The sequence below is a fragment of the Halobacillus litoralis genome (assembly GCF_004101865.1).
Classification (GTDB): domain Bacteria; phylum Bacillota; class Bacilli; order Bacillales; family Halobacillaceae; genus Halobacillus; species Halobacillus litoralis_A.
This window is the reverse complement of record NZ_CP026118.1, coordinates 387,126-408,871: the sequence shown is the minus strand read 5'-3', so window position 1 is coordinate 408,871 and position 21,746 is coordinate 387,126. Positions and strand designations below refer to the sequence as shown.

Below are 21,746 nucleotides of genomic sequence, written 5' to 3'. Positions count from 1 at the left end.
GTTGGTGTACATATTTGAAATCATCCATTTTATTTTACTAAGGTGCCGCCCCGGAGCGGCACCTTTCCTATTTGTTTTTTTAAGCCAGGGCCTATCTTTTTATGATACAATAACCTGGGAATAAGTTTCATGGAGGACGCTTATGCATGTGTATTATATAATCGCCATTCTGCTCATTTTTATCGATCAATGGACAAAATGGCTCGTAGTGACAAAAATGGATATCGGACAAAGCATACAAATCATTGAGAACTTCTTTTATTTGACTTCACATAGGAATCAGGGTGCAGCCTGGGGGATTTTGCAAGGCCAAATGTGGTTCTTCTATATCATTACAGTCGTTGTCATAGGCTTTGTCATTTATTATCTCCATCAATACGGAAAAGAAAGCCGGTTTATCGGCATCGCCCTTTCTTTGATTTTGGCAGGGGCCATCGGTAATTTCATCGATCGTGTGGTCCGGAAAGAGGTTGTCGATTTCGCGAATACGTATTTCTTTTCTTATAATTTTCCCATTTTCAATGTTGCTGACTCAGCTCTGGTAATCGGCGTCATTTTCGTAATGATCGCTACATTCATTGATGAGCGGAAAAAGAAAGGAAGTTTGAACTCTTGAGTGAAAAATATGTGGTAACAGAAAACGATCAATCCAAACGAATTGATAAACTTTTGACTGAAGTCATTCCAGATTCATCCAGGTCCCAAATCCAAGGCTGGTTGAAAGATCATGTCGTCCTTGTAGATGGGAAACCTGTGAAAAGTAATTATAAAGTCCAGCCAGATGATACGATCACCTGGGCTGTACCTGAACCGGAGCCAATGGATATTCTCCCTGAGAAAGTCGATCTTCATATCGTGTATGAAGATGAAGACGTCATTGTCGTCAATAAGCCGTCCGGGATGGTGATCCACCCGTCTGCAGGGCATCATTCAGGAACACTTGTAAATGCTTTGCTTTATCATTGTACAGACCTTTCAGGAATCAATGGAGTTGAACGTCCCGGGATCGTGCATCGGATTGATAAAGACACGAGTGGTCTTATCATGGTGGCAAAAAATGACCGTGCCCACAAATCTTTGGCTGAACAACTTTCAAAGAAAACAGTGGAGCGGAAATACGAAGCCATCGTGCATGGGGAAATCCATCACGAATATGGTACCATCGAAGCCCCGATCGGACGTGACACGAAAGATCGCCAGAAAATGGCGGTGGTGGATGGAGGGAGAGATGCAGTTACACATTTCAGGGTACTGCGTCACTTCACAGACTTTACGTTGGTAGAATGTACTCTTGAAACAGGAAGGACTCACCAAATACGGGTCCATATGCGCTATATCAGTCATCCGCTTGCGGGTGATCCTAAATATGGTCCGCGAAAAACATTGGATCTGAACGGACAGGCGCTCCATGCCAAATCTCTTGGTTTTGAACACCCGAGAACGGGCGAGTGGAAGAAATTCGAAGTCGAACCACCGCAGGACTTCAAAGAAACGCTCTCCTATTTAGAAACAAAAGAATTGTAAGCCGCCGAATATTATTGCTGACTTTACCGGTAGGAACATACAAAGCACCCTTGACAAAGCATGAAAGCTTTGACATAATCATCAATAGAATTGAACAGACCTTTAAACACAGTCCCGTGAGGCTGGAAAGGTGACGATGGATGCACAAACTGTGTGTATCAGGAGCCCCTTTTCTGCCTTTATGCGGAAGAGGGGCTTTTTCTATGACGAGGGAGGAAACAGTTATGAATCCAAAAGCTACCGTACTTGATGATGCAGCGATTCGCAGAGCATTAACGCGGATATCCCATGAAATCATCGAAAAGAACAAAGGAATTGAAGACCTCGTACTAGTCGGGATCAAAACCAGGGGTGTTCCGATCGCCCAGCGGTTAAAGCATAAAATCCAGGAAATAGAAGGGGCGGATCTGCCAGACGGAGAGCTGGATATCACCCTGTATAGGGATGATCTGACGCCACAGGAAAACGAAGCCGAGCCACAATTGAAAGCTACGAATATCCAGGCAGATATCGACGGGAAAAAAATCATCCTTATTGATGATGTGCTATACACAGGTCGGACTGTGCGTGCCGCAATGGACGCACTGATCGACCTTGGACGTCCAAGCCAAATCCAGTTGGCCGTCTTAGTGGATCGCGGCCATCGCGAATTGCCGATCCGGGCGGATTATGTCGGTAAAAATGTACCGACATCGCTTGATGAGATCATCACTGTCACGCTCTCTGAAACAGACGAGATGGATGAAGTGAAAATCTACGATAAGTAAATAATCTCTGACCTTTAATAGAAGTCCCGTGAGGCTTAAAAGGTTCGTAATGATGCTCATGTCTTTGTACATGGCTACCTCTTTGCGTACTTTTAAGCGCAAAGAGGTTTTTTTATGGGAAACGGATGGTCAAAGGGAAAAATATTGCTGGATGGGAATGAAAGGCTCGCTTCCCAAGGCGGCCTTCATTGATTACAAAGGAGGAAATGAATCATGAAACAACACGAAGCAGCTCTGGATGTAAATGAAGTACCTAAAATGCATAAATGGCTGACACTCAGTTTACAACACTTATTCGCAATGTTCGGAGCGACCATCCTCGTTCCGTTCTTAACAGGATTATCACCATCGGTAGCCCTTGTTTCAAGCGGTTTTGGTACACTTGCTTATCTTTTGATCACAAGAGGAAAAGTCCCAGCCTATCTGGGTTCGAGCTTTGCTTTTATTTATCCAATCATCGAAGTATCAAAATCAAGCGGAGTTGCAGGAGCGATGGTCGGGAGCTTCCTCGCAGGTCTGGTTTACGGTTTAGTCGCACTCTTAATCTCTATATTCGGAACGAAATGGTTGATGAATTTACTTCCTCCGATTGTTGTCGGACCAGTCATTATTGTGATCGGTCTCGGGCTTGCTTCAACTGCCATTGACATGGCGATGTATCTGCCTGGCCAGGAAGAAAATGTGTATAGCGGCACACACTTCATGGTCGCCTTAGTGACCTTAGGCATCACGATCATTGCTTCGATTTTCTTTAAAGGCTTCTTCTCCTTACTGCCGATTCTTTTCGGGATTTGCGGGGGATATGCCTTTGCCTTCACTCAGGGAATTGTCGATACAAGCGCAATCCAAGCGGAATGGAATGCCATTACCAGCGCGGGGTCATTAGCTGGTCTCCTTTCAGCCATTTTCAAAATGCCCGAGTTTGTCGTCCCTTTCGTCGATTTTTCTCCGATGGATGTGATCAGCTGGGAAATAGCCTTTCTGATGGTACCATTCGCCCTTGTGACGATCACCGAGCACACAGGGGATCAAATGGTCTTATCCAAAGTCGTCGGGAAGAATTTTTTGAAAAACCCTGGGCTTGATAAATCAATTCTTGGGGACGGTGTCGCAACATTCATCGCCTCATGCCTTGGCGGACCGCCAAATACGACTTATGGTGAGAACATCGGTGTATTAGCTATCACTCGTGTGTACAGCGTCTTCGTCATCGGAGGAGCGGCTGTCATTGCCATAGTCTTCGGATTTATCGGCATGGTGACCGCAGTCATCAGTTCGATCCCGACGGCGGTCATGGGAGGCGTATCCATCCTGCTTTTCGGAATCATCGCCTCAAGCGGGCTCCGTATGCTGATCGACAATCAAATTGATTTCGGCGAAAAAAGGAATTTGATTGTCGCCTCTGTCATCCTGGTCATCGGGGTAGGCGGCGCATATATCCAAGTGACAGATCGGGTGCAGATTGCTGGAATGGCTCTTGCAGCTATCATCGGAGTTATTTTGAATCTGATCCTCCCAGGTAAAGAGAAAGGGCGTGGAAACGGCAGCATGTTTGAAGCGCCGGAGCTTGAAAATGAAAAGAACAAGGAATATGTAGCGTAAATACAACCAACACTCAAACACGTTTTAACCGGGTCCCGTGAGGCTCAAAAGGTGTACGAGGGATTGGCTCGTTCGGCATGCGACGAGCAGAGCACCCCCGACACCAGGGGGTGCTCTTTTTATCCTTTGATATATCTATTAATAATAGATCGGAGAGATGAGAATGCCTGCAATTAAGAGATTGCATCACTTGTTGTCAATGAAACACATGACGAACGACAAAATTCACCACCTGTTTTCCATTGCAAGGAAAATGGAACAGATGAATGAGATTCCCTCCTTTAAGGGGAAGTTCGCTGCCAATTTGTTTCTTGAACCAAGCACAAGGACTAAGAGCAGTTTTCACATCGCCCAACGGAGACTTGGAATGGATGTGCTCCAATTGGACGGTACGGACTCAAGCCTTGTAAAAGGAGAAAGTTTATACGACACCTTGAAGACACTTGAGTCCATAGGTGTGGAGCTCGCTGTCGTCCGTCAATCGGAATCCGGGCTGTTAGACCATTGTGCAGAAGGATTGAACCTTTCCTTAATTAATGCCGGTGATGGTTGCGGGGAGCATCCGACGCAGTCACTGCTCGACCTGTACACGATCCATGAACATTTTCAATATTTCCAAGGCTTAGATGTCTGCATAGCTGGTGATTTGAAACACAGTCGTGTAGCCAGGTCCAACGCCTTTGCATTAAAACAGCTGGGCGCCAATGTGTTTTTTGTAACCAAACCTGAATGGCAGGATGATTCACTTTCCAACCATTACATTACGATGGATGAGGCGGTTGATCGTTGTGACGTTTTGATGCTGCTGAGAATCCAACATGAGAGGCATGAGAAAGGGGATGCGACATCTTCCTACCTGAAGGAATTCGGCCTGACGACAGAAAGAGAAGCTCGAATGAAACCTGACAGCATTATCCTGCATCCAGCACCTGTGAACAGGGGAGTCGAGATTGACGGCTCGCTCGTCGAATCAGGAAAGTCGAGGATTTTCAAGCAAATGGCCAATGGAGTAAATGTAAGAATGGCCGTAATCGAAGCACTTATGAAAGGGGAACTATAAATGAAAATGAAAATAACGAATGGAAAGCTCTTGGAAAATGGGAGTTATATTAACGGTGAGGTGCTGATCGATCAAGGTACGATCGTCGAAACTGGCGAAGAAGTGGGAGAGGCAGATGCCACGATTGATGCGAAGGGTAACCTGATTTTACCGGGATTAGTAGATGTCCATGTCCATTTAAGGGAACCTGGAGGGAAAGCCAAAGAAACGATTCTTACCGGGACAAAATCAGCAGCCAAAGGTGGTTTTACGACTGTATGCGCGATGCCGAACACAACACCTGTTCCGGATTCAGCAGCTGTCATGGATGATGTGCTTGAAAGAATTGATAAGGACGCACGTGTGAGAGTGCTCCCTTATGCTTCCATCACAACCCGTCAAATCGGAAGTGATCTTGTTGATATGGATGCGTTAAGTGAGAGAGGAGCGTTCGCCTTCACTGATGATGGTGTAGGGGTTCAGTCCGCGGGTAAGATGTATGAAGCCATGAAAGAAGCAAGCCGTTTGAACAAAGCGATTGTTGCTCACTGTGAAGATAATTCCCTCCTCTATAAAGGGGTCTCCCACCTCGGAGAAGTGAGTGAACGCTTGAATTTGCCTGGAATTGCGAACATAGCAGAGTCTGTGCAGATCGCCAGAGATGTTTTGTTAGCAGAAGCAACAGGCTGTCATTATCATGTATGCCACGTATCAACGAAAGAATCCGTCCGCGTCATCCGCGATGCAAAGAAGGCAGGAATAAAGGTGACTGCAGAAGTTACACCACACCACTTACTTCTGAATGAAAGTGACATTCCTGAAGATGATGGTTTTTACAAAATGAACCCGCCTCTCCGTTCAAAAGAGGATCAACAAGCATTGATTCAAGGGTTGTTGGACGGAACGATCGACTTTATCGCGACAGATCATGCGCCACATACAGAAGAAGATAAGCGACAGGGTTTTTTATCTTCCCCTTTCGGAATTACTGGATTGGAAACAGCATTTCCACTTTTATATACCCATGTGGTCGAGAAGGGACTTGCACCGATGGAACAGTTGATTGACTGGCTGACCATCAAGCCTGCAGAAACGTTCGGTTTACCTTATGGAACATTAAAGACAGGAGCGCCCGCTGACTTGACGATTGTTGATTTAGATAAAAAGGAAGCGATTGACAGACACAGGTTTTTGTCAAAAGGAAAGAACACACCTTTTCATGGATGGACAGTGAAAGGGTGGCCGGTACTTACTATTGTCAACGGAAATATAGTGTGGGAGGAGACTTCATATGAGACAACTCGTGCTTGAAGATGGAACAGTATTCGCAGGTGAGGGATTCGGAAGTGATAGAGAAAGTATCGGGGAAGTCGTTTTCAACACTGGAATGACTGGATATCAGGAAGTGATTTCTGACCCTTCCTACTGTGGACAGCTTGTTACCTTCACTTATCCACTGGTCGGAAATTATGGAATCAACCGGGATGATTTTGAAACGGTCAACCCGGCTATACTCGGTGTGATCGTTAAAGAACATTGTGAGCATCCTTCTAATTTCAGAAGTGAAGAAACTCTTGATGCTTTTCTGAAAGCTAAAAACATTCCCGGAATCAGCGGGATCGATACGAGGAAATTGACCAAAATCATCCGCCAGCACGGCACGATGAAAGCGATGCTCACAACAACCGACCGCTCACTTGAAGAAACTTTGAAAATTCTCGAAAGTACTCCTTTACAAAGAGACCAGGTCAAGCAAGTGTCTACGGTCAAACCATATGTCGTTCCAGGTAGAGGAAAACGAATCGTACTGATGGATTTTGGAATGAAGCATGGAATCTTACGTGAATTCACAAAGCGTCACTGTCATGTCACTGTCGTCCCTTACCATACCTCAGCAGAGGAAATTGAACGCCTGAAACCGGATGGGGTGATGTTATCTAATGGACCTGGGGACCCGAAAGACGTACCGGAAGCGATTCAGACGATCCGCCAGCTGATCACCCGCATGCCTGTGTTCGGTATATGTTTAGGTCATCAATTGATCGCTCTTGCTTGTGGGGGAGATACTTCCAAGATGAAATTCGGCCACCGGGGTGCCAATCAGCCAGTTAAGGATCCAGGTACAGGAAGGACATATATGACTTCACAAAACCACGGCTATGCCGTAGATCGGCACTCTTTGGAGCAGACAAATTTGACTGTTACACAATTTTCTTTAAACGACGAGTCGGTAGAAGGATTGAATCATAACCATCATCCGGTCTTCAGTGTCCAGTATCATCCCGAAAGCTCACCAGGGCCAGAGGATACCGCCCACTTGTTCGATGAATTTTTGACCAGAATTAAGAATGACCAAACGACATTAAAGGAGGATGCCTCATGCCTAAGCGTACAGATTTAACAAAAATTCTTGTCATCGGTTCTGGACCGATCGTCATTGGTCAGGCAGCAGAGTTCGATTACTCAGGGACACAAGCTTGTCAATCTTTGAAAGAAGAAGGGTATGAAGTCATTCTAGCAAACTCGAATCCGGCAACGATCATGACAGATCATACGTTTGCAGACCAAGTTTATATGGAGCCGCTCACCTTGGAATTTTTACAAAAGATCATCCGTAAAGAGAAACCTGAGGCAATTCTGCCGACCCTTGGAGGCCAGACAGGTCTGAATCTTGCTGTAGAGCTGAGTGAATCAGGAATCCTTGATCAATATGACGTAGAGCTGTTAGGAACACCACTGGATGCCATTCAACGAGCAGAGGACAGGGAGAAGTTCCGTTCGTTGATGCATGAAATGGACCAGCCAGTACCGGAAAGTGAGATTGTCAGTTCAGTAGAAGGAGCGTTGACATTTGCAGAAGAGATCGGCTACCCGGTCATTGTAAGACCTGCTTATACGATGGGAGGAGCCGGCGGCGGGATGTGTGATGACGAAGCACAGCTGAAAGAAACAGCGAGGAACGGATTGGCATTATCACCTGTCAATCAGTGCTTAATTGAAAAGAATATCGCTGGATTTAAAGAAGTTGAATATGAAGTGATGCGTGATCACCTTGATAATAAAATCGTCGTTTGTAACATGGAGAATTTCGATCCCGTCGGTATTCATACAGGAGATTCTATAGTCGTCGCTCCTTCACAAACGCTCAGTGATCGTGAATACCAAATGTTGAGAAATGCTTCACTGGAGATCATTCAGGCATTAGAAATCGAAGGAGGCTGCAACGTCCAGCTTGCTTTAGACCCGCACAGTTTCCAGTACTACGTCATAGAAGTCAATCCAAGGGTCAGTCGTTCTTCCGCACTCGCCTCGAAAGCGACCGGCTATCCGATTGCTAAGCTGGCAGCAAAGATCGCTGTCGGCATGACTCTGGATGAAATCAAGAATCCGATCACCGGGACAACTTACGCCTGTTTTGAACCAGCACTTGATTATGTAGTCACAAAAATTCCCCGGTGGCCATTTGATAAATTCGCCAAAGGAAACAGGAGTCTCGGTACACAGATGAAGGCGACGGGTGAAGTGATGAGCATCGGGCGTACGCTGGAAGAATCTCTTTTGAAAGGAGTCCGTTCCCTGGAAGGAGAGACAGAAGAGCTTTACTTGAATTCAGCATTGAAACTATCAGAGGAAGAACTTTGCTCACGTATGAAACGTGCGGACGACGAGAGAATCTTCCTATTGGCAGAGGCGTTAAGAAGAGGGTATCGTTTAGATGAAATCCATGATATGACAGGCATTGATTACTTCTTCTTACACAAACTGAAGCGAATCATAGATTTGGAAAGAGAAATAAGTCAACATGGACTCACTTCAGGGGTACTGGAATCAGTGAAAAAGACTGGCTTCTCAGATCAGCAAATTGCAAGGTTAACAGGAACGACGGCAGCAGAAGTTTTACAAGTGAGAAGAGAGAGAGGCATCCGTCCGGTTTATAAAATGGTCGACACTTGTGCAGGGGAATTCGTTTCGGAAACTCCTTATTTTTATAGCAGTTATGAAGATGAAAATGAATCCATTGCTTCATCGAACAAAAAAGTGCTCGTTATCGGCTCCGGACCCATTCGGATCGGTCAAGGAGTCGAGTTCGACTATGCGACTGTCCACTCAGTGCTGGCACTGAAAGAAATGGGTTATGAAGCTATCATTATGAACAATAACCCAGAGACGGTTTCCACAGACTTCAGTGTCTCAGATAAATTGTATTTTGAACCACTGACACTTGAGGATGTCATGAATGTCATCGATTTAGAGCAGCCAGAAGGGGTCATCGTACAATTCGGTGGTCAGACCGCTATCAACCTTGTGGATGAATTAACCCGTGAAGGAGTCAGGATTCTCGGAACAACAATGGAGTCGATCGACCAAACAGAAGACCGCGATTTATTCGAACAGTTGCTGAACAAACTTGAAATCCCTAAGCCAGGAGGAGAAAGCGTCACAAGTGAAGAAGAAGCTTACAAGGCAGCTGAGAAAATCGGTTATCCTATAGTTGTGCGGCCATCCTACGTACTTGGTGGACGCGCAATGGCAATCGTCTATTCAGATGAGGAATTAGTATCTTATTTAGAAAACAATGTAACTGTTCATAATGGTCATCCGATATTGATTGATAAATATATGACAGGGATGGAAATAGAAGTCGATGCGATTTCAGATGGAAAAGATGTTTTCATTCCTGGGATTATGGAACATATTGAACGCGCAGGGGTCCATTCAGGGGATTCCATGGCTGTTTATCCGACCCAGCGCCTCACACAAGAACTTGAAAACCAATGTGTGGATGCGACAACGAAAATCGCCCGCGAACTGAATATGAAGGGATTGATCAACATTCAGTTCGTCGTTTTCAAAGGGACAGCTTATGTGCTTGAGGTCAACCCTCGGGCGAGCAGAACAGTACCTTTCTTAAGTAAGATTACAGGGGTGCCTATGGCGAGACTGGCTACTCAAGTCATCCTTGGTGATTCTTTACAGGCACACGGATATAGTTCAGGGGTAGCCCGCAAACCGGACGGCGTCTATGTGAAAGTCCCTGTGTTCTCATTTGAAAAACTGCGTAGTGTCGATACAACCCTGGGACCTGAAATGAAATCGACCGGGGAAGTCATCGGGTATGATCAGACACTTGAAAAAGCCCTTTACAAAGGAATGACATCAGCAGGATTGAAAATTCCCACTCAAGGCTCTGTACTCTTGACAGTAGCAGATAAAGATAAAGGAGAGATGCTTGAGATTGCGCGCACCTTTTACGAACTTGGTTTCCGGCTGTTTGCTACAGAAGGAACTGCGACAATCATTCAGCAAGCGGATATTCCAGTGGAGGCCGTCGGGAAAGTAGGCTCAGATCAGCGCGACGTCATCGATTTGATCCAGACAGGCGAGGTACAAGTCGTCGTGAACACACTGAACAAGGGGATGCGTGCAAGGTCGGACGGCTTCAGAATTCGTCGGGAAGCGGTCGAGCATGGCATCGCTTGTCTGACAAGCCTGGATACAGCTAAGTCGATTGTTGATGTCATCAACGCTATGTCCTTCAGTGCTCGAGCCATCAGCCCGATGGAAGGAGTGACCATATGAAACGTGAACTGATGGAGATCACTGAACATCATTTGGTTGCGAAAGATACGTATCGGATGATCCTTAAAGGGGCTATGGCTGATGAGGCAGTGCAACCTGGTCAGTTTGTCCATATCCGAATCAGCAGTGATCACTATTTGAGAAGACCGGTTTCTATATGTGACATCGACCCGCAAAATGGCACAATGACTCTTCTATATAAAGTGTTGGGTAAGGGGACAGAAGCTTTGACAGAAAAAAAGGCAGGCGGCCAATTGGATGTGCTTGGTCCAGGAGGGAAAGGGTTTCCGGTCGATGAGGTCGAATGTAAACATGCGCTCCTCATCGGCGGAGGCATCGGTGTACCGCCACTCTATAACCTGGCAAGACAGCTGAGAGATAAAGATATCCACGTCACAAGTATTTTAGGATTCCAATCCCTATCTGATGCCTTTTTGATAAAAGAATTCGGTGCACTGGGCGACGTGTTCGTGACAACGGATGATGGAACGCTTGGTCATCAAGGAAGAGTCACAGATCTGCTTGCTGATCTGCAAGGAACATTCGATATGTACTTCACCTGCGGTCCGACAGTTATGTTGAAAGCAGTATCTGATGAGCTTCCAGATGTTCCGGGATATATTTCGATGGAAGAACGGATGGGCTGCGGCATAGGGGCTTGTTTTGCTTGTGTAGTTGAATCGCATGATGAGAAAGGCTACAGGAGGATTTGCTGTGATGGTCCTGTCTTTGATTCCAGGGAGGTTGTTTTAAAATGAATATGAATGTAGCACTGCCAGGCTTAACTTTGAAGAATCCAATCATGCCTGCCTCCGGGTGTTTCGGGTTCGGGAAAGAGTTCGCACAATTTTACGAGTTGTCCGATCTGGGAGCCGTCATCATGAAAGCGGCAACCGCAGAAAAGCGTTTCGGAAATGATACACCAAGGGTTGCTGAAGCCTCCAGCGGTATGCTGAATGCGATCGGTCTGCAAAATCCAGGAGTGGAAGGAATCATTAAAGAAGAAATTCCATTTTTGAAAGAACACGGCATGCCGATCATTGCTAATGTCGCTGGAGGAACGGTGGATGAATATGTAGAGGTCGCTGAAAAAATATCAGAACATGTAGATGCACTAGAACTGAACATTTCCTGTCCAAATGTAAAAGAGGGTGGTGTCCAGTTCGGTACAGACGCAGGTCTGGCCGAAGATGTGACTAGACGTGTCGTTGAAGCAAGCCATGTGCCTGTCTATGTGAAGCTCTCACCGAATGTAACGGACATCATCACTATGGCAAAGGCTGTAGAAGTGGCGGGAGCAAGCGGTTTGTCCATGATCAATACATTGACGGCAATGCGAATCGATCCGAAAACAAGAAAACCGATCCTGTCAAATAAGACAGGAGGGCTCTCAGGGGCCGCCATCAAACCTGTGAGCATCCGGATGATCCATCAAGTATATGAAGCTGTCAACTTGCCGATTATCGGTATGGGTGGTATTGAAAGTGCTGAAGATGTCATTGAATACCTTCTCGCTGGGGCAAGCGCCGTAGCAGTGGGCAGTGCCAACTTCAAAAACCCTTTAATATGTAAAGAGATCATTGATGAGTTACCAAATACGCTGCAAAAATATGGCTTCACGTCGGTGGAAGAAGTTATAGGAGGTGCACATGATGAGTCAACTGAAAACCGTGTATTTCGCTCTTGACTTTGAAACAGGAATTGAAGCTGTTCAATTTTTGAAAAAACACCGTCTGGAAGGAATTCCTGTCAAAGTGGGAATGGAACTTTTTTATCGAGAAGGAGCTGAAGTGATCAATCAATTGAAACAGCAGGGACATGATATTTTCCTCGACTTGAAGTTACATGACATCCCGGAAACTGTCAGACGGTCGATGCGTAATATAGCAAAGCTGGAGGTTGATGTTGTCAACGTGCATGCCCAGGGCGGAAAAACGATGATGAGAGCTGCAAAAGAAGGACTGGAAGAAGGTGCACAAGGAAAGCGCCCAGTACTACTTGCTGTGACAATGTTGACATCCTCCGATCAAACGATGGTGGAAGAGGAATTGCTGCTTTCACATAAGCTCCCAGAAGTGGTCCGTCATTTTGCCGAGATTGCGGAAAAGAGCGGAATGGACGGAGTCGTTTGTTCGGTTGAAGAAGCAGAACTGGTAAAAACACACACCAATCTTTTAACATTGACTCCTGGCATCCGACTGAATGGTGGGGAGACACATGATCAAAAACGTGTAGCAACACCAGAAGTCGCAAATGAAAAAGGGAGTGACGCCATCGTCGTCGGACGGGCGATCAGAGAAGCGGACGATCCGGCAGCTGCATATGAACAGATCAAGGAGGCTTTCCATAATGAAGAACCAACAACTCATCAGTGATTTACTAGCGATCGGGGCGGTCAGAATAGAAACGGAAGATTTTTTCACTTGGACCTCTGGTATTAAGTCACCGGTTTATTGTGATAACCGGTTGACAATGTCTTACCCGAAGATACGAAGGCAGATTGCAGAAACGTTCGTAAAAAAAATCAACAGGCACGAACCTGCTATCGATGTGATAGCTGGCTGTGCCACAGCTGGTATCCCTCATGCTGCCTGGGTAGCAGAACAGATGGACTTGCCGATGGTATATGTGCGTTCTTCTGCTAAGAAACACGGCAAAGGCAACCAAATTGAAGGCCAGATTGAACCTGGTCAGAGAGCTGTAGTAATAGAAGATCTGATTTCCACAGGGAAGTCTTCCATTGCAGCAGCAGATGCATTGGAAAAAGCGGGAGTAGAGATCGTGGAAGTTTTATCGATCTTCACCTACGGGTTGAAAAGTGCTGAGGAAGCATTTACTGAAAAGGGTTACACCTATAGTGCCATCGCAAGCTATGAGAACCTTCTTGATCAACTTGTAGAAGAGAACGTCATGAAAGCAGATGAGCGTAAACTGATGGAAAAATGGCGCCAGGACCCTTATGTTTTTACACAATCTTAAAAAACCAGGAGTTGCTATTTAAGGTAGCTCCTAGTAGGATGAAGACATCAAAGAGTATTGGTGATGATGATGAAATCAAACAAACATTCCTTTTTCATTCTCATGAATGCCTCCCTCGGTTTATTGACATGTTTCGTTTATTTATATACATGGGTGGCGTTCTCTTTTATGGAATCGATGTGGTCCTGGGAACCATTGCTCAGCCTTGCTGGTTCAATAGCCATTTTCATCATATGGAATGTTTATATGTTGAAAAGGGAACAGAAGCGGTACTGGGCACAGGCGATCTTTTCCTATCTTGGATCCATTGCGATTTTTGCCTATTTCTTGACATGAAGCCACGAAATCCCTCGTGGCTTTTTTATCGTTGAAAATAACAGTCAATGAATACTGATTCTGTAAGAAAAACAGGAGTGTATCAGTTGTCCTTGAATGGAAAACGAATTACGATAGATAAAGTAACCGAACATACTACATACAGGAAGGGGGGCACCATGAAGGTACCATTCGTTCAATCTTACTGGCTGCGCCGGCTGCTTGCTTCGGATCCGGGACGGAAAAGGCTTAATCAGGCAGGAAAAGCCACAGTCAGTCTCATTTCATCTGTATTTACAACGATGATGATTCTCAACTTGTTGGACCAGCAAACTTTACTTCCTTCAATCATTTCAGGGATTGCCGGCTTAATGGGAATTATGATAGTGATGGATGAAACGAAAGAAAAAAAGCAAGTGACGACAGGGTTACTTGCCTTATCAGCTGGAATAGGGGTTACGCTCGGATCTTTGCTAGCATGGAATGCTTTCTTGGTTTCCACCCTTATGATAGTCATCATATTCAGCAGCTTTTATTTCTCCAGGTTCGGTAGCCGTTATTTTTCCCTTGGGATGATCGGTTTTTTCACTGTTTATTTTTCGTCTTTTTTACAACTTTCTCCAGCCCAGTTTCCCTGGTTTTATGTGGCGATCGTTATAGGTGTAAGCTACGCCTTTCTTTATAATTTCATTTTGTTCAAGGATTCTGTTCAAATGTTGAAAAGAAGTATGCAGTCTTTTCATAGACAAGCGAATCTCACCTTTCAACTTCTAATTGAAATCATAGAGGATCCAGAAATCAAAGAGTCAAGAAAGAAGAAATTGGACTATAACATCGGCAAGCTTCGCAAATATGCAAGCAATGTAGCCACCGAATTGAATGCCCAGGACATTCGTAAGCTATGGCCGGGACTGAAGCCGAACCAACTGCGCCTCTATGTCTTCGATGCAGCAATGTTCATAATGACCCTGTCAGATAGTTTACAGAAATTGAAAAAAGATGACGCACTGGAAACGGTGGAGCTACGCACAATATTGATCGAAGTCATATCAACTTTGAAAAACGCCGACGTCCTTGATGAAGCACACCAAGAACAGAATTTACTGGAAGCAGAAAAGGTCGTCCATTCGCTTCGACAGACGATTGATGATCTTTTTGAACAAAGTATGGATCAACCAGAAGGGTGGCTTTATTTATTGCGTCGGATCGAGGCGATCGCGACCCATGTAACGAAAGGCGCCATCGATGTCCAATATTATATCAGGGACCTATCTGCCTTTGATACTATCGAGGAAGAACCTGCTGAGGAGGAAGAGGAAGAAGAGGAAGAAGGAATGAAACCGACCACCAAAAAAGCGATACAGTCGCTGATCGCTGGTACGATAGCAATCATAGTCGGTTATTTGATTTCACCCATTCAACCATATTGGGTTTTATTGACCACGTTCATTGTGCAATTAGGAACAGAAACCGTAGGCCGCACATATCTGAAAGGTTTGGAACGGTCAATTGGTACGGTCATCGGGGCAGGAATCGGTTTCATTTTAGCGAAGTTGGTGTCGGGGCATTCAGAATTAGAAGTCGTGTTACTGTTTACCGTCATCTTTCTTGCCTTTTATTTACTCTCGGTATCCTATACATTGATGACTATGTTCATTACGATGTTGATTGCTTTCATGTATGATTTGATTCTTGGAGGTATCAGCTATGAGCTGCTTGAAGCAAGAGTGGTGGATACGATTGCGGGTGCAGCGATCGCTCTTGGTGTTTCTGCATTGATTTATCCTACGAGAACGATGGATAAAGTATCAGAAGTATTCATCGATTACTTAGTGGACCTCGATGCATATGTCACAGAGTATGTGAAAAGCTTTCAAAAAATGGCGAGTGTCAAAGGCCTGGCCGATCTCGCCTTCGATATGGATGAAAAAATTCAAACGATCGAGGACGAGTCAAAGCCTATATTACAGGGGCCCGGGGGGAGGAAGTATTCAGGGCTGCCGAGATTGATCACACTATTCACAGCGATCAACTATTACGCTAAGCACTTAGTGGCATCTTCCTATCAAAAGAACTTCCAATACCCTGATGAAGTCGGTTTGCTATTCCAATCGATGGAAGAAAAATTGAGTCATAACATCCAAGTCCTTAAAGCGCTGATTGAAACGAAGGAAATTTCCGGATCCTTCTATAATTTGCAGTCGGAACGGGAAGAAATTGAACGACGTGCCCCTGGTCATCAAGAAAATCAAGGGGATCTTGTCCATCATTTATATTATATATGGAAAATCAATCAAGCCTTGCTATTGATCGGAGAGGAGCTTGGTTTGGATGAAAAAAATAAAGAGAGTTAGCTGGAATCACTTCCCTGCCCCTCATAAGGGGCAGGTTCATTTTTGAAGCAATTGAGAGTCGTAATGATTGAGAAAATTATCCAGGTTTGAAATACTAGTACTTATTGCAAAAGAAGTTTCCTGGTGGATGGAAAGAATCGATTGAAAGAAATACAGCAGGAGAGAGGTGCAACGGTATGCAATGGATATTGATGCTGCTTGTTTTTATCGGTGGGGTTGGTATGGCTATACAATCATCGGTGAATGGTGGCTTAGGTCAGAAAATCGGAGTGTTTGAAGGTGCGTTTGTATCCTTTTTAGTAGGTACAGTCGTCTTATTCATCGTTATGCTTTTCTTTGGAAGAGGGAACATCATACAGGTTTTTCAGGTTCCGAAGTGGCAGCTCACCGGAGGATTGCTGGGAGCTTTTTTTGTGTCGGTCATGGTCTTATCTGTGCCGCGTATCGGGGTAGGTGCTGCGATTTTCACCCTTATCTCAGCGCAGTTGATTGCCAGTTCTTTGATCGACCATTATGGGTGGCTGGGCATGAGACAAATTCCATTAGATGGTCAGCGGATAGCTGGGATGGTCCTGATGCTTGTTGCAATCATTCTATACACAAAGAAGTAGCTGTAACCTGTTATAATTTTTACATAAGGTCCGTTTGCCGTATGGTGTCTGGGAGGGCAGGGAAAAACAGCTCGCTTTCCGCGGGCAGACGCCGAGCCTCCTCGAGCTATTCGCTCTGCGGGGTCTCGTCTAGTCCGCTTTTCCCGCAGGAGTCTCCCTGTTTTCCCTGCCCTCCCTGCTTTATTTTTACGAACGGACTATAGTAGGGGCTCCCTACATAATGTGAACAGAATGAATTACCAAGGGCAGCGTGGCGAATTCTATGATTCGTTAATGTTCCGTTCCTCCTATTTAGGGAAAGGTGGCCGGGGAAATGACGAGACTCCTGTGGGGTCAGAGACATGGTGAGACCCCGCAGGACGAAGTTCGAGGCGGCTCACCGTACTCCCCATGGAAAGCGAGTTATTTCGTGGCTACTGAAGACCTCCAACTTTCTGAGTTATGCATCAAAGAAAAAGCCGAGTAGGACGGTTTATCGTTCAACTCGGTTTCTTTATTATGACGAGACATTTTCCATGAGCTTTAGTATTCGTTTGATATTGACGGTAAATATCGCCAAAGACCCTTGTACACGCAGGGTATTCTTTTTGGATGGGCCTCGTTGATTCCACGATGAGCGTTCGGTGGTGACGCCTGCGGGAACAGCGCGAGCCGAAGATCCACTTGGTCAAGTGATCTTCTTGACCAAGTTAGCTGAGGCCGTGCCCGCGGCAAGCATCCACCGACAAGCGATTCGTGAGAAGCAACAACAAACTTTAACTGCTCCTCTAGATTGAAGAGTTTTTTCACCAGCCTCAGTTATTTCCCCGACCACCTTCTCCTCACCTGAAGACGGAACAGCCAAACTATAGCAGAATCAAGTCTTCCTCTATCTAACTTGTTCGTGGGATGAATTTAGTTGCTCCTTTTATAAAACGGGAGTCACCTGATACAAAACATTCGTTACGATAAACATAGCTAAGAAAAAAACACGAACCTATCCATGCTGGGTTCGTGTTTTTATTGTGAAAAATCCTGTACTTGACTATCTTTGCGGGTCGTTGAAAGTCTTCCCGGATTTTGAGATGGTGATTCTTTCTTCTCCCGTGCTCGGCTGAACTGCGTCTTTGCTTTTTTGTGGATTGCGTTTAGACTTTGAATTCTTGCTCATCGCTTCATTCCTCCTCTCGAAAAAAGTGAACGGCATGATTAGTGTGCAAATATACAGGGGTGATTATGTAAAAAACCCTCATGCCAGTCAAGAGCATGAGGGTAATTCTTTAAGTTCGGCTTTTCAGCTTTTTAACGAAAGAAGCATCGGGTGTTACGAATAGGGTTTGCTGATGATCGTAAGTGACATAACCCGGTTTCGCTCCTGACGGTTTTTTAACATGACGGATTTTCGTATAGTCGACAGGGACTGTAGAGGAACGGCTCGATTTACTGAAGTTGGCAGCAAGTTGAGCAGCTTCAAAGAGCGTATCTTCACTAGGATCTTCATCACGTATCACCACGTGCGAACCTGGAATGTCTTTCGCGTGCAGCCAAATATCCGTTTTATTCGCCAGGCGGTTGGTCAGGTATTCGTTTTGCTTATTATTTCGACCGACATAAATAAGAGTTCCATCACTTGATTCAAAGCTTTCTGGTGAAGGCTTGGATGGTTTGTTTTTCTTATTCCCTTTCGAGGCGGGCTTTTTCTTTAAATAACCTTGCTCGCGAAGTTCTTCACGTATTTCTTCGATGTCCTCCTCACGAGCGGATTCCACTTGCTGAATCAAGCGCTCGAAGTAGAGGATTTCATCTTCCGCTTTAGTAATTTCTTTTTGAACGACTTCCTTCGATTTTTTCATTTTCTGATAAGTTTGGAAGTAGTTCTGAGCATTGTCACTAGGAGACTTATTCGGGTTCAATTCGATTGTCATTTCGGATTGGTCCGGATCATAGTAATCGATGACTGTTACTTCAGCATCCCCCGTTTTTACCAGGTGCATGTGTGCGGTCAACAGCTCGCCCAGTCGCTGGTATTCAGCAGCAGATTCGGATTTCTTAAGCGTTCCCTGGTGCTTTTTGATTTTTCGTAAATTCTTATCCCGCTCATTTTTCAAGAAACGGTGAAGGTCGCCGGCCTGTTGTTTCACACGATCCCGTTCTGCTTTTCCTGAGTAATAATCATCGAGCATCTGACTGACAGTAGCATAGTTTTCGACTTTTTCTGTGAAAGCCTGTAGAGGTACCACATAAAATTGTTCGCGATCTGCTAGATGGACTTGTGGTTCATAATCATGCTCCAATATCCGGTTGCGGATGTTTCGATAAGCTTCCATATATGCATTCGCACCACCGAGACCTGCTTGATGGACAATTTCCTTAGTCATCATCGGGGAGAATCCCATTACGATATTCAAGATTTGTTTGTCCATTTTCCCAGAATTGAAATCCAATTTTTTAATGAAGGTTTCCGGCTCAAGCTCCACAGGATTAATTTTGCCTTGTTCTGGAGGCAGTTTGTATGGCTGACCGGGCATTATCGTCCTATGCCGGTTTTGAGAAGGTGGTAAATGTTTGATGCTGTCTAACATATGACCCTCTTCGATGAGAAGGATGTTCGAGTGTTTCCCCATCACTTCGATGACAAGTGTTTTCAGTGTTTCATCACCGACTTCATTCCGGGTCCTTACTTGGAATTTGACGATTCGTTCCATACTTACTTGCTCTATGCTCTCAATAAAACCACCGATCAAATGTTTTCGTAACAGCATACATAACATTGGTGGTTCCTTCGGGTTGTTGTATTGATCTTCTGTTAAATGGAAGCGTGCATAGCTCGGGTGAGCGGATAGCAGCAGTGTATGATTCTTTCGTTGGGAACGGACTGTAAAGACAAGTTCCGTTTCTGTTGGTTGGTATATTTTCATAATTCGGCCGGACTGGATCGTTTCATTGAGTTCATGTGTGATCGCCCGGGTTACAATTCCGTCAAAAGACATCGTCTTCACCTCTCTAATGTTGCAAGTATAGCATGATTCAAAGCTTGAGTTCTAAGAGAATCCATTAAAATGCTCAATGATTCGCTTAATCGCCGAGGAATTTGATAAAATAGAATCCAGTACATATTTTACATATGGGTGTGATGGATTATGACAAAGAGTATGACAGGTTATGGGAAACAAACAATAGAAGTAGGGGAATCGCGGCTGCACGTGGAAGTGCGCTCGGTCAACCACCGTTTTCTTGATATAGCTGTGAAAATTCCGCGTACACTGTTATTTCTGGAAGATCAGATGAAGAGACTAGTGAAAAACAGGTTATCAAGAGGCCGTGTCGATCTTTTCGTGACGATTGAAGGAGAAAGTTTGTTCGGAAAGAAAATTACTGTCGACTGGCCGATCGTCGATCAATACATAAGAGAATTAGATGAATTGAAGAGCCGCTATGATTTGACGGGTGAAATAACTATTGATATGGTATCCAAGTTAGAAGAAGTTTTTTCTGTGCAAGAAGTGGAAGAGGATACAGGAACCTTGCAAAATACATTGTTGGAGGCTGTTGATGAAGCAGTTAAGCAAGTAATGCAAATGCGTTCTATTGAAGGTGAACAACTGCATAAAGACCTCCGATTGCGTGTTACGAATATACGTCATTTGCTCCGGGAATTAGAAGAACGCAGACCGATCGTAATTGAAGAATTCAAGGAAAGAATACGGTCAAGAGTAGAGGAATACATGAAGGAGCAAATTCATCCTGACGAGACGAAAGTTCTCCAGGAAGTAGCCCTGTTAGCGGAAAAAGGGGATGTGACCGAAGAGCTTACTCGTTTGGAATCTCATCTTATCCAATTTGCATCTACCCTGGATTGGAACGAGCCGATTGGTCGCCGCCTCGACTTCATCGTCCAGGAAATGCATCGGGAAGTGAATACCATCGGGTCGAAATCCAATGATGGAGAAGTGATGGAAGCGGTCGTCAACTTGAAGAGTGAAATAGAAAAAATGAAAGAACAAGTGCAAAATGTTGAATAACAATTGTGTTTATCCCTAGTTTTTTCATATAATAGAATTAGTGATTATTGTACTTGGCCAGAAGAAGGAGGAGTCAGCTTTGAGTTTAAAGTTAATCAATATAGGTTTTGGTAACGTTGTATCTGCCAACCGTATCATATCGATCGTTTCACCGGAGTCCGCTCCGATCAAACGTATCATTACAGTCGCTCGTGACAATAATAAACTAGTAGATGCTACATATGGCCGTCGTACTCGTGCGGTCATCGTAACTGATAGTGACCATGTTGTCCTTTCCGCGGTACAACCGGAAACAGTCGGTCAGCGTGTCATTAATAATGATGAGATTTCAGACGAAAATTAGGAGGACTTGCTGCAGTGATAGATCAGAAAGGAATTTTATTCATCCTTTCCGGCCCTTCCGGGGTAGGGAAAGGTACGGTCCGTAAAGCTTTGTTCGACCAGTCTACAGATTTACGCTATTCGATCAGCATGACGACCCGCGCACCCCGGGAAGGGGAAGTGGATGGGGTCGATTATTTCTTTAAATCAAGAGATGAATTCGAGAAGTTGATCAGTGAAGGTCAGTTGATTGAGCATGCCGAATATGTCGGGAATTATTACGGCACTCCAAGGCAATATGTGGAACAGACCTTAGAAAAAGGAAAAGATGTATTTCTTGAAATTGAAGTACAGGGTGCTCTGAAAGTGCGGGAGAATTTTCCACAGGGAGTCTTCGTCTTTTTGATTCCGCCTTCTCTGGAAGAGTTGAAAGACAGGATTGTCAATCGTGGAACAGAGACGGAAGATAAGGTTAAAAACCGTCTGTTGGCCGCAAAAGAAGAAATCGAAATGATGGATGCTTATGATTACGTAGTGGTCAACGATCAAATTGACAATGCTGTGACCAAAGTGGAGTCTATCGTTGCCAGTGAACACTGCAAGCGCGAACGGGTAGCACAGCAATATAAAAAAGCATTGGAGGATGAATAATC

The 21,746-nt window shown here is 44.9% G+C and carries 21 protein-coding genes; 19 read left to right on the top strand and 2 right to left on the bottom strand.

What is annotated here, in order from left to right:
- The first annotated feature begins 142 nt into the window (after positions 1-142).
- The 16 genes from lspA (at position 143) to HLI_RS21370 (ending at position 17,547) form a co-directional block, all read left to right on the top strand.
- Complete coding sequence (gene lspA, locus HLI_RS02075) at positions 143-616, top strand: signal peptidase II (protein ID WP_128522840.1); 474 nt, start codon at positions 143-145, stop codon at positions 614-616.
- Complete coding sequence (locus tag HLI_RS02070; protein WP_128522839.1) at positions 613-1,524, top strand: RluA family pseudouridine synthase; 912 nt, start codon at positions 613-615, stop codon at positions 1,522-1,524. Before lspA ends, HLI_RS02070 begins: the two co-directional genes overlap by 4 nt.
- Before the next feature lie 224 nt (positions 1,525-1,748).
- On the top strand, positions 1,749-2,291 hold the full coding sequence (pyrR, locus tag HLI_RS02065; protein WP_128522838.1) for a bifunctional pyr operon transcriptional regulator/uracil phosphoribosyltransferase PyrR: 543 nt from the start codon (positions 1,749-1,751) through the stop codon (positions 2,289-2,291).
- Positions 2,292-2,504: 213 nt separating this feature from the next.
- On the top strand, positions 2,505-3,893 hold the full coding sequence (locus HLI_RS02060; protein ID WP_128522837.1) for a solute carrier family 23 protein: 1,389 nt from the start codon (positions 2,505-2,507) through the stop codon (positions 3,891-3,893).
- A gap of 181 nt (positions 3,894-4,074) precedes the next feature.
- The gene (locus HLI_RS02055; RefSeq protein WP_128526791.1) at positions 4,075-4,953 is read left to right on the top strand and encodes an aspartate carbamoyltransferase catalytic subunit; all 879 of its coding nucleotides are present in this window, start codon (positions 4,075-4,077) and stop codon (positions 4,951-4,953) included.
- The gene (locus HLI_RS02050) at positions 4,954-6,243 is read left to right on the top strand and encodes a dihydroorotase (RefSeq protein ID WP_128522836.1); all 1,290 of its coding nucleotides are present in this window, start codon (positions 4,954-4,956) and stop codon (positions 6,241-6,243) included.
- The gene (locus HLI_RS02045; protein ID WP_128522835.1) at positions 6,224-7,333 is read left to right on the top strand and encodes a carbamoyl phosphate synthase small subunit; all 1,110 of its coding nucleotides are present in this window, start codon (positions 6,224-6,226) and stop codon (positions 7,331-7,333) included. Before HLI_RS02050 ends, HLI_RS02045 begins: the two co-directional genes overlap by 20 nt.
- Positions 7,312-10,512 carry a carbamoyl-phosphate synthase large subunit gene (gene carB / locus HLI_RS02040; RefSeq protein WP_128522834.1) on the top strand — a complete coding sequence of 1,067 codons (3,201 nt, stop codon included), beginning with the start codon at positions 7,312-7,314 and terminating at the stop codon, positions 10,510-10,512. Before HLI_RS02045 ends, carB begins: the two co-directional genes overlap by 22 nt.
- On the top strand, positions 10,509-11,270 hold the full coding sequence (locus tag HLI_RS02035; RefSeq protein ID WP_128522833.1) for a dihydroorotate dehydrogenase electron transfer subunit: 762 nt from the start codon (positions 10,509-10,511) through the stop codon (positions 11,268-11,270). Before carB ends, HLI_RS02035 begins: the two co-directional genes overlap by 4 nt.
- A complete protein-coding gene (locus HLI_RS02030) occupies positions 11,267-12,199 on the top strand; it encodes a dihydroorotate dehydrogenase (protein WP_128522832.1) in 933 nt (310 codons plus the stop codon). Before HLI_RS02035 ends, HLI_RS02030 begins: the two co-directional genes overlap by 4 nt.
- A complete protein-coding gene (gene pyrF / locus HLI_RS02025) occupies positions 12,165-12,887 on the top strand; it encodes an orotidine-5'-phosphate decarboxylase (RefSeq protein WP_128522831.1) in 723 nt (240 codons plus the stop codon). The genes HLI_RS02030 and pyrF overlap by 35 nt, the downstream gene beginning before the upstream one ends.
- Positions 12,862-13,491, top strand: a complete 630-nt coding sequence (gene pyrE / locus HLI_RS02020) for an orotate phosphoribosyltransferase (protein ID WP_128522830.1) — start codon at positions 12,862-12,864, stop codon at positions 13,489-13,491. Before pyrF ends, pyrE begins: the two co-directional genes overlap by 26 nt.
- A gap of 63 nt (positions 13,492-13,554) precedes the next feature.
- Positions 13,555-13,827, top strand: coding sequence for a hypothetical protein (locus HLI_RS02015; protein WP_241655917.1), 273 nt, complete (start codon positions 13,555-13,557; stop codon positions 13,825-13,827).
- Between the two features lie 158 nt (positions 13,828-13,985).
- Complete coding sequence (locus HLI_RS02010) at positions 13,986-16,160, top strand: FUSC family protein (protein WP_128522828.1); 2,175 nt, start codon at positions 13,986-13,988, stop codon at positions 16,158-16,160.
- 176 nt (positions 16,161-16,336) lie between these two features.
- Positions 16,337-16,771 (top strand): DMT family transporter, encoded by a 435-nt coding sequence (locus HLI_RS02005; RefSeq protein WP_128522827.1) that lies wholly within the window; start codon positions 16,337-16,339, stop codon positions 16,769-16,771.
- Positions 16,772-17,394: 623 nt separating this feature from the next.
- Complete coding sequence (locus tag HLI_RS21370) at positions 17,395-17,547, top strand: hypothetical protein (protein WP_164908446.1); 153 nt, start codon at positions 17,395-17,397, stop codon at positions 17,545-17,547.
- Positions 17,548-17,795: 248 nt separating this feature from the next.
- Here the strand turns inward: HLI_RS21370 and HLI_RS22085 are convergent, their stop codons facing one another.
- The gene (locus tag HLI_RS22085; RefSeq protein ID WP_277750300.1) at positions 17,796-17,921 is read right to left on the bottom strand and encodes a hypothetical protein; all 126 of its coding nucleotides are present in this window, start codon (positions 17,919-17,921) and stop codon (positions 17,796-17,798) included.
- A gap of 109 nt (positions 17,922-18,030) precedes the next feature.
- On the bottom strand, positions 18,031-19,740 hold the full coding sequence (locus HLI_RS02000; protein WP_128522826.1) for an Rqc2 family fibronectin-binding protein: 1,710 nt from the start codon (positions 19,738-19,740) through the stop codon (positions 18,031-18,033).
- Between the two features lie 150 nt (positions 19,741-19,890).
- On the opposite strand from HLI_RS02000, the gene HLI_RS01995 reads away from it, so the two are divergent.
- The 3 genes from HLI_RS01995 (at position 19,891) to gmk (ending at position 21,744) form a co-directional block, all read left to right on the top strand.
- Positions 19,891-20,772, top strand: a complete 882-nt coding sequence (locus tag HLI_RS01995; protein ID WP_128522825.1) for a YicC/YloC family endoribonuclease — start codon at positions 19,891-19,893, stop codon at positions 20,770-20,772.
- Between the two features lie 79 nt (positions 20,773-20,851).
- Positions 20,852-21,115, top strand: coding sequence for an extracellular matrix/biofilm regulator RemA (gene remA, locus HLI_RS01990; protein ID WP_035545527.1), 264 nt, complete (start codon positions 20,852-20,854; stop codon positions 21,113-21,115).
- Positions 21,116-21,129: 14 nt separating this feature from the next.
- Complete coding sequence (gene gmk / locus HLI_RS01985) at positions 21,130-21,744, top strand: guanylate kinase (protein WP_128522824.1); 615 nt, start codon at positions 21,130-21,132, stop codon at positions 21,742-21,744.
- Positions 21,745-21,746 lie beyond the last annotated feature (2 nt).